A 12620-nucleotide genomic window follows, 5' to 3' on the forward strand; every position below is an offset into this window, starting at 1 on the left:
GAGACAGCTCCTTCCTCCAGCCCGGCCGGCGATGCCGACCAAGCGGTGAGCACGGCGGTTGAGCCCGACAGCACGTCAGGCGATAAGGCAGTCAGTGCGCCCGCCAAACGTGATGCTAACGACGCCGCTGAGTACACGTCATCAGTGGCGTCAGAGCCTGCGTCAACGCCGCAGCCGAACGCGTCTGACGCGACCGGTGACGGTGCCCGCCATGCTCAGTCGGAGGCGCCGGGCACCGAGAAGGTTGCTGCGGATGCGCCGGTAGCGGTTGCCAAGGATACGCACGCCACTGAAAACGCGGCGGGCACGGCATCCACGGAAGACACGTCGTCAACGGCGCGGCCTTCACACGCAGATGAGGCTTCGACCGATACGCGCGGTGATGGCGAGACGCCGGCGCCGGATACTGCTGCCGAATGGCAGAACAGTGACCCGCTTCGTGAAAAACCGGCATCGAGCGCTGACTCGGATTCGTCTCAGAGCAAGCCATGAGGCGGTGCCATGCTGGATGAGGCGCTCAAGAGCGAAATACAGAGCGCCTATCGTCAGGTGGTGGAGTCGCTGTCGCTGACCCCCCGCTATGGTCAGCGTCTGATGATGGCGGAGATTGCTCGGACGCTCGGTGACATCGAGCAGGACGATGAAGGGCGACGTGTCGGCAACGAGCATGTGTGTGTGCTTGAAGCCGGCACCGGCACCGGCAAGACGCTGGCATACCTGCTGGCGGCCTTGCCGATTGCGAAAGCCCGTGGCAAGCGTCTGGTGATCTCGACCGCAACGGTCGCGCTTCAGGAGCAGGTGCTTCATCAGGACCTGCCGCGTTTGAAAAAGCACAGCAACCTCACCTTCGACTACACGCTTGCCAAGGGGCGCGGGCGCTATATCTGCCTGACCCGCCTGGAGCAGATTCTCGATGGCAAGGAGCCCCAGGCCAACCTGGCGCTTTTTGAGCAGTTTGCGAGCGAGCCAGGCGTGACGGCGCTTGCCGAAGAGCTTGCCGAGGCGCTTGGCAGCGGGGAGTGGAGTGGCGACCGCGACAGCTGGCCTGAATCCATCGACGCGGTGCACTGGCAACAGTTGACCATGGATCATCGTCAGTGCACCAACCGCCGTTGCCCCCACTTCAGCGCCTGCCCCTTCTTCAAGGCGCGTCGCCGTCAGGACGAGGCGGACGTGATCGTGACCAATCACGATCTGCTGTTGGCGGATCTGTCGCTCGGCGGCGGGATGGTCCTTCCAGCCCCCAAGGAGTGCATTTACGTACTCGATGAAGGACATCATCTGCCTGACAAGGCGCTGGATCACTTTCATTCACGGGTCCCCGTCAACGCAACGCTTCGCTGGCTCGCGCAGTTCAAGAAATCCCAGACCGAACTTCTGGCCGCACTCGGGCATCAGGCTGCGTTCGCGCGCCTGATCGAGGGCGTGTCTGAGGCGCTGTCGCAGGCTGAAAGCGGTGTCAGTGACGCGGTACAGGTGACGCGCCAGTTCGCGGCGTTCGAGGGTGACAACGACAGCGGGCGCGACCGTCATCACCGATTCGAAAAAGGGCTGTTGCCGCAGCCGCTCAGAGAGCAGGCCGAACGGCTGGTTGTCCCGTTTGCAACGCTTTGTCGGGCGCTTGAGAGCATGACCGACATCCTGCGTGACAGCCTCGACCCGGACAAGGCGACCGGCATCGAGCGTGATGAAGCCGAGCGCTGGCTGCCGATGCTGTCGATGCTTCACGGTCGAGCCCTTGAAAGTCACGGCTTGTGGCAGGCCTATGCCGCGCAGGACGATCCGACCAAACCGCCTCAGGCGCGCTGGTTGACCCAGGCCTTTCAAGAGCAGGGCGACGGCGAGCTTTTGTTTTCGGCAAGCCCGGTCAGTGCCGCGGAGACGCTGGCCCGCCATCTGTGGGGCGCATGTTTTGGCGCGATCGTGACCTCGGCCACACTGACCGCACTTGGTCGGTTTGACCGGCTTCAGGAGCAGGCGGGGCTTGCCAACCGTTTTCGCTATCAGTGCATGCCGAGCGCGCTCGATTATTCGAAGGGGCGGCTGTGTGTGCCGAAACTGGCCGTCGACCCATCCAATCGTGAGGCCCACGACAAGGCGATCGTCACGTTTTTGAGCAAGCGGCCTGACGATGAGGCGCTATTGGTGCTCTTTTCGTCGCGAGCGCAGCTCAAGAGTGTCTCGGATGCCTTGCCGGAGGCGGTCGGTGCGCGGGTGCTGTCACAAACGCGGCTGCCGAAGCGGGAGTTGATCGAGCGCCACCGAGCCGCGGTCGATGGCGGCAAGGGCAGTATGATCTTCGGCCTGGCAAGTTTTGCAGAAGGCATTGATCTGCCGGGAAATTACTTGACGCACGTGGTGATCACGCGGCTCCCGTTTTCGGTGCCGGATGATCCGGTCGGGGCAACGCTTGCCGAGTGGATCGAGTCTCAGGGCGGTAACCCGTTCATGCGAATTTCGGTGCCGGATGCGTCGATCAAATTGATTCAGGCCACGGGGCGATTGATTCGAAAGGAAGGCGATTCGGGCACGATTACGCTGCTGGACCGTCGGGTGTTGACGCGGCGCTACGGCAAGGCACTGCTTGATGCGCTGCCGCCGTTCGAGCGGGTGATCGAGCAGGAGTGATCGAGCAGAGATGATCGAGGCAGGCGGGATTGAAGAAGACGTCGTCCGTGACGTCTTCTTCGTAGGGCCTGTGTCAGCCGTTCAATCGCGCCTTGAGTGCAGGCGCAAGCTTGTCGGCCATTTCGATGAATGTCTGCTCGGTGGTGGGCCAGTCGATGCAGGCATCGGTGATTGAAACGCCGTACTCGAGATCGCTCAGAGTTGCGGGAATCTTCTGGCTGCCCCAGTTGATGTGGGATTCAACCATGACACCGATGATCGAGCGATTGCCTTCGAGAATCTGCTGGGTGACGTTGTCGAGTACCAGCGGCTGAAGGCCCGGGTCCTTGTTGGAGTTGGCGTGGGAGCAGTCGACCATGATGTTGGTTTTCAGTCCGGCCTTTTCGAGTTCACGCTCGGCAAGGGCAACGCTTACGCTGTCGTAATTGGGCTTGCCGTTGCCGCCACGAAGGACGATGTGGCCGTATCGGTTGCCGCGGGTGCGTGTGATCGCGACCTTGCCGTCCTTGTCGATGCCGAGGAAGTTATGCGGGCTCGCGACCGATTTCAAGGCGTTGGTGGCCACGTCCAGGCTGCCGTCGGTGCCATTTTTGAATCCGACCGGGCCGGATAGGCCGGACGCCATTTCACGGTGAGTCTGGGATTCGGTGGTGCGCGCGCCGATGGCCGACCAGCTGATGCAGTCCTGCAGGTACTGCGGCGAAATCGGGTCGAGCGCTTCGGTGGCAAGCGGCAGGCCCAGCTCGGTCAGGTCGACCAGAAGCTTGCGTGCCATCTTGAGGCCGGTTTCGATGTCGAAGGAGTCATCGATGTGGGGGTCATTGATCAAGCCTTTCCAGCCGGTAGTCGTTCGCGGCTTTTCGAAGTAGACCCGCATCACCAGAAACATGCTGTCGCTGACGCGGTCGTGCAATGCCTTGAGTTTTTTGGCGTAGTCCATTGCGGCATCGATGTCGTGAATCGAACAGGGGCCGACCACGACCAGCAGGCGAGGGTCTTCACCATCGAGAATGCGCTGGATGGTCTGTCGACCTTCGACCACGGTGCGTTCGGCACTCTCGCTCAAGGGAATGGCGCGGGTAAGCTCTGACGGCGTGGTAAGCACGTCTTGTGAGAGGATGTTGAGGTTGTTGACCTGTTGTTCTGACATGGTGATCGACACCTGAGTTATTTGAGAGCGTATGCAACGCAGTGATTGGCACGTCATAGTAACATGGGGTCGGTGACGGAAAAGCGTACCCCATGGCGCTGAAAATCCTTTTTAACGCCTTGATAGCCTTTCTATAAACAGGAACACTAGCACCCTTCTCAATGGATAAGGCCGAATGGCATGCGGTTGAGCCTTTTGCACATGACTATCTTTACAGCCTTCACGCAGGGTCTTGATACCTCAAGCGGTCGCAACACCGCCGTGGCCGAATGCGCGTTTGAATACAGGTCGATGCCATGACGGATAACGTGACCGACCAGCAGCTGGTCGCTCGAGCTCAAAAAGGGGACAGCGCGGCGTTCGATCTGCTGGTCAGAAAATATCAGCACAAGATCATCGGGCTGATCGGGCGCTACGTGAACGATCAGGCCGAGGTTCAGGACGTCGCCCAGGAAGCGTTCATCAAGGCGTATCGGGCGCTTGGCAAGTTTCGCAGCGAAAGTGCGTTCTATACCTGGATCTATCGCATCGCCATCAATACGGCAAAGAATCATCTGGTGTCCAAGGGGCGACGGCCTCCCGGCAGTGATCTGGACATCATGGACGCTGAAGTAGTCGATGCAAGCGGTCGACTGTCCGACATGGAAACCCCCGAGGCCGCCCTTGCCCGGGATCAGCTCGAAAAGGCCGTGTTCGATGCTATTGACGCCCTGCCGGAGGATCTAAAGACCGCGATCACGCTGAGAGAATTCGAGGGGCTGTCCTACGAGGACATCGCGAGCATCATGCAGTGTCCGGTGGGCACGGTTCGCTCGCGCATCTTTCGGGCCCGTGATTTTGTCGATCAGCGCATCGCGCCGTTGATGACCGGCAAGGACGATGCGCATTAACGATGATCTTTTTTAAGCGAAACGTAAAACTTCCTGGCGCGACTGTGGTCTATGGGGGGAAGCGAAACACCGTGTTCAGTATGAGGGAGGTGCAATGAACCAGGATCAACGCGAATCTCTATCGGCCGTGATGGACGGCGAGGGTGATGAGCTGTCCTTGCCGCGCGTGCTCAAGTCGCTCGAGGGCAACGAGGAAATGGCCGATCAGTGGCGTCGATACCACGTGGCGCGAAGCATCATGAAGCGCGAACGTGATATCGACGTCTCGATGGACATCTCGGCGGCCGTGCGCCAGCGCATCGAGCAGGAGCCCATGGTCGATCAGGCCGAAACAGCCACGACCGAGGCAGCAAAAACCGGGCGTACCGCCCGACGCCACGCGCCGTTTTCCTTCATGGGCAGTGCCGCAATTGCAGCAGCAGTTAGCCTGATGGTCATCACCGGCGTTCAGGTCTTCAGAGGTGGGGATGAGGTCGGCACCGGGACATCTCTTCCGGGCAGTAACGACTTTGCCCTTCAGGACGCCTCTGTCCAGGGAGGCGAGGGCGCCAGTCGGCTTAGAACCAATGTGTCACTGGTCAGCCTGCCGATCTTCGAAAGTGGTGCCGAGGCCAAGAGCGGCCCGATCCGGGTCAATGCCTCGACGCCCTGGATGACCGAAGGCAGCGCCAATGACAGCGATGATGCCTGGGCGCAGTATCTCTCGACGCTACCCAGCGACCAACTTAATCGCATGAATGATCTGGCTCCGCTTCGCGCCGCGCAGTAACTGAACGCCCCTCCTTGATCGAACGCATCGACGCAGTGCCTGGCACTGCGTTTTTTTGTGCGCGATGTTTTTGCTTAAGTTTCGGTTATGTTGTTACGGCCAGTGAACTTCTTGTAAGTTTCGGCGTCTCATCCACGCGACATGTCGCCCGACCCATGACCCATTAAACGATGATTCCAGGAGTGCTTCATGGATGCTGTTTATCGACGCTTTTACACCTGGCTGATGGCGGCCGTAATGGTCCTCGGGGCGCAAATGGCCCTTGCCGCACCGCCTCAGTCGCAGTTGCCCAATTTCACCGGGCTTGTCAAAAGCGCAGCCCCGGCGGTCGTCAATATCTCGACCACGCGTGAAATGAGCCGTTCGAGTGCTGCGTACAATCAGCAAATCCCCGAGATTTTTCGTCACTTTTTCGGCAACCAGCTTCCGCCGGGGTTCATGGGGCCGCAGCCTCGTGGTAACCGCGAGCTGAGCTCGCTCGGTTCGGGCTTTATCATCAGCAAGGATGGCTACATCCTGACCAACGCTCACGTGGTCGATGGCGCCGATTCGATCAAGGTTCGATTGAACGATCGTCGTGAGCTCGATGGCACGCTGGTCGGTGAGGACAAGAAAACCGACGTGGCCTTGATCAAGGTCGATGCCAATGATCTTCCCACACTTGAGCTTGGCGATTCCGATGCGTTGGAAGTGGGGCAATGGGTGGTCGCCATCGGTTCACCGTTCGGCTTCGACCACTCGGTGACCTCCGGCATCGTCAGCGCGATCGACCGGACCCTGCCCGACGATACCTACGTGCCGTTCATTCAGACCGATGTGGCGATCAATCCGGGCAACTCCGGTGGGCCGCTGTTTGACCTTGACGGCAAGGTGGTCGGCATCAACTCCCAGATCTACACCCAGAGTGGCGGCTTCATGGGGCTCTCGTTCGCGATTCCGATCAATGTAGCCATGGACATCGCCGACCAGCTCAAGACGGACGGCGAAGTGCATCGAGGCTGGCTCGGTGTCGTCATTCAGCCGGTGTCGAAGGATCTGGCCGATTCCTTCGGGCTCGATGAGGCGCGCGGCGCCCTGATCGCGGATGTCGCGCCGGATGGCCCGGCGCAGAAGGCCGGACTCAAGGCCGGGGACATCATTTTGTCGGCCAATGGCGAGGCGATCGATTCCTCCGACAAGCTCCCACGGATCGTCGGGCATCTATCACCGGGGGATGGGCTGACTCTCAAGGTTCTGCGTGATGGCAAGCAGCGCACCCTCAAGGCGTCCGTGGCAGACTGGCCGGACCAGGGCGGCGATGCTCAAGGGCAGTCCGACCGGGAAGGCAAGCGCTCACTTGGCATGCAGGTGTCGCCCCTGGATGCGCAACTCAAGGAGCAGCTTGGCGTCGATCAGGGCGTGGTGGTCGAAGACCTCGATCCGCGTGGTACTGCGGCCAGGGCCGGCGTTCAGCCAGGCGATGTTATCGTCTCACTCAATGGCGAGCCTATCGACTCGGTCGCCGCGCTTAGAAAGGCGATCAAGCGTCTGCCGGAAGACAAGGCCGTGCCGCTTCGCCTCAGTCGGGAAGGTCAGTCGCTTTATGTCGCGATTCGCCTGCCCAAGTCGTAAGGCCTGAAACGAAAAAGCCCGCGTCAAGCGGGCTTTTTTATGTCACTGTGCAACGATCATTCCGCGTCGAGATGACCGGCACGCTGCTGACGCTTGAAAGAGATGTGCCAATCGACCATGGCGTCAAACCGAGCGCGGTAGGCGGTGTCACCGGATTGCATCCATTTCCACCATGCCAGGAAATTGGCGTCGCAGGGTTCGGTGCTGGCGTTTTGGGTGTTATTGGCAGAGGACGGCTTTTCCATAACGAATCGATCTCTTGGCGTGTGCAAATTGATAGGCGTGATCAGGGGTGCGTCACGCAAGGCGGCAAGGTGCCGAGCAAGTGAGTCCATGGTACTCAATTCCCCAATACGCTTTTGTGCCAGATGGCTCGCCCGGGCCCGTGGGACTGTGCCGTAGCGCGCGTTGGGTCGGTTTCGAGCTCGAGCCGTGCCTTTGACAGGTGTCGACCTTAGTTTATCCCTGCGCTGTAACTCGCCGGGCGATATCGGTACAATGCCCGACAATTTTTATCATCAGCCTGCACGGCAGCACGACGCGCGTGAGGGCTAAAAAGGCGGACAGTGTTTCATGGCGCAAGACGCATCTCGTCGCGATCTCAGCAAGATTCGTAATTTCTCGATCATCGCTCACATCGACCACGGCAAATCCACGCTTGCCGACCGGATCATTCAGGTCTGCGGCGGGCTGACCGACCGGGAACTGAAAGAGCAGGTGCTTGACTCGATGGACCTCGAGCGTGAACGCGGCATCACCATCAAGGCGCAGTCGGTCACGCTCGACTATCACGCCCAGGATGGTGAGATCTATCAGCTCAACTTCATCGATACACCGGGCCACGTCGACTTTTCCTACGAAGTCTCTCGCTCGCTGTATGCCTGTGAAGGGGCGCTGCTGGTGGTCGATGCAGGTCAGGGGGTCGAGGCGCAGTCGGTCGCCAACTGTTACACCGCCATCGAGCAGAATCTGGAAGTCCTGCCGGTGCTCAACAAGATGGACCTGCCTCAGGCAGACCCCGAGCGGGTCGCGCACGAGATCGAGGAAATCATCGGGCTCGAGGCGCAGGACGCCGTTCGCGTTTCTGCCAAGAGCGGGCTGAATATCGATCTGCTGCTCGAACGCCTGGTGCGTGATATTCCGCCGCCCAAGGGCGACCGGGATGGCGACCTTCAGGCGCTGATCATCGATTCCTGGTTCGATAACTATCAGGGCGTCGTGTCACTGGTGCGTCTGTTTGACGGCACGCTCAAAAAGGGCGACAAGATTCAAATGAAGTCGACCGGCCGGGACTGGGAGGTGACCGACATCGGCATCTTCACGCCCAAGCAGCACAGCACCGGTATGCTGCGCGCCGGTGAAGTCGGCTTCGTGATTGCAGGCATCAAGGACATCCACGGGGCGCCGGTGGGCGATACCATCACCCACACCAAGACCAAGCACGTCGAGCGGCTGCCGGGCTTTCAGAAAGTGAAGCCGCAGGTGTATGCCGGCATGTTCCCGGTGAGCTCCGATGATTATGAGGATTTTCGTGACGCGCTTGAAAAGCTGGCGCTCAACGACGCCTCGCTCGACTATGTGCCGGAAAACTCGGACGCCCTCGGGTTTGGCTTTCGCGTCGGCTTTCTCGGCACGCTGCACATGGAAATCATCCAGGAGCGGCTCGAGCGTGAGTACAACCTCGATCTGCTGACCACGGCGCCGACGGTTATCTATGAGCTTCTGATGGATAACGGGGAAGTGGTTTACATCGCGAACCCCTCTAAACTTCCGGATCTGGCCAACGTGCAGGAAATGCGCGAGCCGATCGTGCGTGCCAACATCCTGGTGCCGCAGGAGTTCGTGGGTAACGTGATCTCCGAGTGTGTCAATCGTCGCGGTGTACAGCTTGACATGCAGGTGCTCGGTAATCAGATGCAGCTGGTCTATGAGCTGCCGATGGCCGAGGTCGTGATGGATTTCTTCGACCGGCTCAAGTCGATTTCCAAGGGCTACGCCTCGCTCGATTACAGCTTCGAGCGGTTCGATCCGGCGAAGCTTGTGCGGCTCGACATCATGATCAACGGCGACCGGGTCGATGCCCTGGCGCTGATCATTCATCGCGATCACGCGCATTCGCGCGGTCGGATACTGGTCGACAAGATGAAAGAGCTTATTCCGCGTCAGATGTTTGACGTGGCCGTACAGGCGGCAATCGGCGGGCACGTGGTCGCGCGCTCAACCGTGAAGGCGCTTCGCAAGAACGTGACCGCCAAGTGCTATGGCGGTGACGTGACTCGAAAGAAAAAGCTGCTTGAAAAGCAGAAGCAGGGGAAAAAACGGATGAAGCAGGTCGGTAAGGTCGAAATCCCTCAGGACGCCTTCCTGGCCGTACTCAAAGTCAATGATTGACCAAGGATGAAAGCATGAGTTTTTCCCTGCTGCTGGTAATTGCGGTTGTTGTCACGGGTGTGGTCTGGTTGCTTGACAAACTGGTGCTCCGAAAGCGCCGAACGCCAGTGGAGGGTGGCCAAGCGGGGAAAGACCCTTGGTACGTCGACTATTCGAAGTCGTTCTTTCCGGTCCTGTTGATCGTCTTGATCGTGCGCTCTTTTATCGTCGAGCCGTTTCAGATTCCGTCCGGCTCGATGCGCCCGACGCTCAAGATCGGCGATTACATCGTGGTCAACAAGTTTGCCTACGGATTGAGACTGCCCGTTGTGAACACCAAGATTCTGGATGTGTCCGAGCCCGAGCGCGGTGACATCATGGTCTTTCGATTCCCGGGTGATCCGAACGTCGATTTCATCAAGCGTGTGATTGGCCTCCCGGGCGATACCATCCGCTATGAAAACAAGCAGCTCTTTGTTAACGGCGAGCCGGTTCCCAAGTCGCTGCTTGAGGCCGATGCGCCGGATAACGCGGGTGAGAAACTCCTTGAGGAGCAGCTTGGCGATGTCTCGCACCGCATCTACAACAACCCGGCCGACCCCGGCCCGCAGGTTGGCACCATCGAAGTGCCGCCGGGGCACTACTTCATGATGGGTGACAACCGGGACCACTCCAACGACAGCCGTTACTGGGGCTTCGTGCCGGAAGAAAATATCGTAGGCAAGGCCTTCGCCGTGTGGATGCACTGGCCCGACGGTCTGCCTGACTTTACAAAAGCTCGTCTTCTACACTGAGCACACGGTGATCCGGCGGCTTTCGTCCGCCGGGTACGTATTCGTATCAAATGGATAAAAACAGGACGATCGTGAGCAGTTCTTTACAGGCGTTAAGCCAGCGCATCGGTTACGAGTTCAATGACGTGACATGGCTGGAACTTGCAATGACGCATCGAAGTTATGGCGGTGACAATAATGAGCGCCTCGAGTTTCTCGGTGATTCGATTGTCAATTTCATTGTGGGTGAGGCGCTCTATCGCCGCTTTCCGGAGGCGCGTGAAGGGCAGTTGTCCAGACTGCGTGCGCGTATGGTCAAGGGCCAGACCCTGGCGGAGCTTGCGCGCGAGTTCAAGCTCGGTGAGTTTCTGCGCCTTGGCACCGGCGAAATGAAAAGCGGCGGCCATCGACGCGAGTCGATTCTTGCAGATGCAATGGAGGCCGTGATCGGGGCGATCTATCTGGATGGCGGCATGACTCATGTCAATGAGCGCGTGCTGGACTGGTATGAAAGCCGTCTTCAAAAGCTCGACCTTAAAGACACCCAGAAAGACCCCAAGACTCGACTCCAGGAATACCTGCAGTCCCGACAGTACGCGCTGCCGCGCTATGAAGTCCTGTCGGTGGAAGGCGAGGCGCACGCACAGACGTTCACGGTCGCCTGCCACATCGATCTTTTTTCGACCCCCACGCAAGGGGAAGGCGCAAGCCGACGCTACGCCGAACAGCAGGCCGCCGAGTCTGCTCTCAAACAACTGGAAGCCATGACTAAAGGGACCCGGGTATGAACGACGAACCCATCGACACCGGTGAGGCCGTGCGCTGCGGTTTTGTCGCGATTGTCGGCCGACCCAACGTCGGCAAATCCACGCTGATGAACCGGATTCTCGGACAAAAGATTTCGATCACTTCTCGTCGGCCACAAACGACGCGCCATCAGGTGCTCGGCGTCAAGACCGAAGGCGCACGCCAGGCCGTCTACATCGACACGCCCGGCATGCACGTGATGCACAAGGACCGCAATCGCGCCATTAACCAGTTCATGAACCAGGCCGCCACTCAGGCACTTCGAGACGTGGACTGCGTGGTCTTCATCGTCGATCGAACCAAATGGACCGATGAAGACGATGTGGTGCTCTCACGGCTTGAGAACGTCAAGGCGCCGGTGATTGTCGTGATCAACAAGGTCGACTGGCTCAATGACAAGAGTGCGCTGCTGCCCTGGATCGAGACGTTGAAGGCGAAGCGCGAGTTCGCGGCGATCCTTCCGATATCGGCCAAGCACGGTACTCAGGTCGACCAACTCGAGCAGGAAGTGGCAAGCTATCTGCCTGAAAGCGAGCACTTTTTCCCCGAAGATCAGATTACCGACAAGAGCTCGCGCTTTATCGCCGCCGAGCTTGTGCGTGAAAAGGTCATGCGCCAGCTTGGCGATGAGCTGCCGTATCAGATGACCGTCGAGATCGAAGAGTTTCGAAGCGAGCCCAACATCATTCACATCAGCGCCCTGATGCTGGTGGAGCGTGACGGTCAGAAAAAGATTCTGATCGGTGAGAAGGGCGAGCGCATCAAGCAGATCGGTCGCGAGGCGCGCCTTGATATGGAAAAAATGTTCGATTCCAAGGTCATGCTCAAGCTCTGGGTCAAGGTCAAGCGCGGCTGGTCCGACGATGAACGGGCACTGAAAAGCCTGGGCTACCACCTGGACTGACGCGATGCAGCTTCAGCCGGCCTATTTGCTCCATCGACGCCCGTACCGGGAAACCAGTGCGCTAGTGGATCTCGTTACGATGGAGCACGGCCGCATCCGGGCCGTGGCGCGGGGCATCATGCGCCCAAGCAGCAAGGCGCGTTCGAGGCTTCAGCCCTTTACGCCGCTTCACATTACCTGGAGCGGCGAGCGCGAGCTCAAGACCCTCAAGCAGTACGAATCCGGCGTGCCAGGGCCGATGCTTGCCGGTGAATCGCTGGTCTGCGGCATCTACGCCAATGAGCTTCTGACCCGATGCTTGCCGCTTGAAGGTGCCGTGCCGACGGTGTTTGCTGGGTACAGTGTGCTGCTTAACGATTTGCCAAGCCCTGCAAAGCGTCAAGGCGCGCTCAGGCGCTTCGAGCATGCCTTGCTCGAAGCACTCGACGCCGAGCCCGTTTTCACGACCCAGCACGAGGCGCCGCTCGAGCCCAAGATGCACTATCTTTACGACAGTTCAACGCGCCGCTTCTATCCGGTAGCACCCGGCGAGGGCATCGATGGGCGTTCCCTGAACGCGCTGGCACGCGATGACTGGGGCGCGCCCGGTCATGCGCGCACCACCAAGTATCTCGCTCGTACTGCCCTCGCGCCGCTTCTGGGCGCAAAGCCGCTTCGTTCAAGAGAGCTGATTCACCGGCTCAATCGCACCACTGACTAAATTCCCGTTTCCACCACT

The 12620-nt window shown here is 59.5% G+C and carries 11 protein-coding genes; 9 read left to right on the forward strand and 2 right to left on the reverse strand.

Going from position 1 to position 12620, the window contains the following annotated elements; all coding sequences use genetic code 11:
- Positions 1–501: 501 nt before the first annotated feature.
- Positions 502–2628 (forward strand): ATP-dependent DNA helicase DinG, encoded by a 2127-nt coding sequence (gene dinG / locus NAT49_RS01270; RefSeq protein ID WP_251589723.1) that lies wholly within the window; start codon positions 502–504, stop codon positions 2626–2628.
- Between the two features lie 73 nt (positions 2629–2701).
- On the opposite strand, the gene NAT49_RS01275 is transcribed toward dinG, so the two are convergent.
- A complete protein-coding gene (locus tag NAT49_RS01275; protein WP_251589724.1) occupies positions 2702–3778 on the reverse strand; it encodes a 3-deoxy-7-phosphoheptulonate synthase in 1077 nt (358 codons plus the stop codon).
- Between the two features lie 296 nt (positions 3779–4074).
- On the opposite strand from NAT49_RS01275, the gene rpoE reads away from it, so the two are divergent.
- From rpoE to NAT49_RS01290, 3 genes are all read left to right on the forward strand, one after another.
- Positions 4075–4668, forward strand: a complete 594-nt coding sequence (rpoE, locus tag NAT49_RS01280) for an RNA polymerase sigma factor RpoE (protein WP_251589725.1) — start codon at positions 4075–4077, stop codon at positions 4666–4668.
- A 94-nt stretch (positions 4669–4762) separates the two neighbouring features.
- A complete protein-coding gene (locus NAT49_RS01285) occupies positions 4763–5437 on the forward strand; it encodes a sigma-E factor negative regulatory protein (RefSeq protein WP_251589726.1) in 675 nt (224 codons plus the stop codon).
- A gap of 189 nt (positions 5438–5626) precedes the next feature.
- Positions 5627–7048 carry a DegQ family serine endoprotease gene (locus tag NAT49_RS01290; RefSeq protein WP_251589728.1) on the forward strand — a complete coding sequence of 474 codons (1422 nt, stop codon included), beginning with the start codon at positions 5627–5629 and terminating at the stop codon, positions 7046–7048.
- Positions 7049–7104: 56 nt separating this feature from the next.
- Here NAT49_RS01290 and NAT49_RS01295 read toward each other — a convergent pair whose 3' ends face one another.
- Positions 7105–7293, reverse strand: a complete 189-nt coding sequence (locus tag NAT49_RS01295) for a hypothetical protein (protein WP_251589730.1) — start codon at positions 7291–7293, stop codon at positions 7105–7107.
- A 328-nt stretch (positions 7294–7621) separates the two neighbouring features.
- Between NAT49_RS01295 and lepA the strand changes: the two genes are divergently transcribed.
- From lepA to recO, 5 genes are all read left to right on the forward strand, one after another.
- Positions 7622–9439, forward strand: coding sequence for a translation elongation factor 4 (lepA, locus tag NAT49_RS01300; RefSeq protein WP_251589732.1), 1818 nt, complete (start codon positions 7622–7624; stop codon positions 9437–9439).
- A 14-nt stretch (positions 9440–9453) separates the two neighbouring features.
- Positions 9454–10212, forward strand: a complete 759-nt coding sequence (gene lepB, locus NAT49_RS01305) for a signal peptidase I (RefSeq protein ID WP_251589734.1) — start codon at positions 9454–9456, stop codon at positions 10210–10212.
- Between the two features lie 71 nt (positions 10213–10283).
- Positions 10284–10979, forward strand: coding sequence for a ribonuclease III (rnc, locus tag NAT49_RS01310; protein WP_251589736.1), 696 nt, complete (start codon positions 10284–10286; stop codon positions 10977–10979).
- On the forward strand, positions 10976–11902 hold the full coding sequence (gene era / locus NAT49_RS01315) for a GTPase Era (protein ID WP_251589738.1): 927 nt from the start codon (positions 10976–10978) through the stop codon (positions 11900–11902). Before rnc ends, era begins: the two co-directional genes overlap by 4 nt.
- Before the next feature lie 4 nt (positions 11903–11906).
- Entirely contained in the window at positions 11907–12602 is a 696-nt protein-coding gene (gene recO, locus NAT49_RS01320) for a DNA repair protein RecO (RefSeq protein WP_251589740.1), read from the forward strand.
- Positions 12603–12620 lie beyond the last annotated feature (18 nt).

The sequence above is a fragment of the Larsenimonas suaedae genome, assembly GCF_023712105.1.
Taxonomy (GTDB): Bacteria; Pseudomonadota; Gammaproteobacteria; order Pseudomonadales; family Halomonadaceae; genus Larsenimonas; species Larsenimonas suaedae.

Excerpts from the sequence above, each read along its gene's own strand:
- NAT49_RS01285 (WP_251589726.1), top strand. The coding sequence starts at position 4,763 with ATGAACCAGGATCAACGCGAATCTCTATCGGCCGTGATGGACGGCGAG.
- lepB (WP_251589734.1), top strand. The coding sequence starts at position 9,454 with ATGAGTTTTTCCCTGCTGCTGGTAATTGCGGTTGTTGTCACGGGTGTG.
- dinG (WP_251589723.1), top strand. The coding sequence starts at position 502 with ATGCTGGATGAGGCGCTCAAGAGCGAAATACAGAGCGCCTATCGTCAG.
- lepA (WP_251589732.1), top strand. The coding sequence starts at position 7,622 with ATGGCGCAAGACGCATCTCGTCGCGATCTCAGCAAGATTCGTAATTTC.
- NAT49_RS01275 (WP_251589724.1), bottom strand. The coding sequence starts at position 3,778 with ATGTCAGAACAACAGGTCAACAACCTCAACATCCTCTCACAAGACGTG.
- rpoE (WP_251589725.1), top strand. The coding sequence starts at position 4,075 with ATGACGGATAACGTGACCGACCAGCAGCTGGTCGCTCGAGCTCAAAAA.
- era (WP_251589738.1), top strand. The coding sequence starts at position 10,976 with ATGAACGACGAACCCATCGACACCGGTGAGGCCGTGCGCTGCGGTTTT.
- NAT49_RS01295 (WP_251589730.1), bottom strand. The coding sequence starts at position 7,293 with ATGGAAAAGCCGTCCTCTGCCAATAACACCCAAAACGCCAGCACCGAA.
- recO (WP_251589740.1), top strand. The coding sequence starts at position 11,907 with ATGCAGCTTCAGCCGGCCTATTTGCTCCATCGACGCCCGTACCGGGAA.
- NAT49_RS01290 (WP_251589728.1), top strand. The coding sequence starts at position 5,627 with ATGGATGCTGTTTATCGACGCTTTTACACCTGGCTGATGGCGGCCGTA.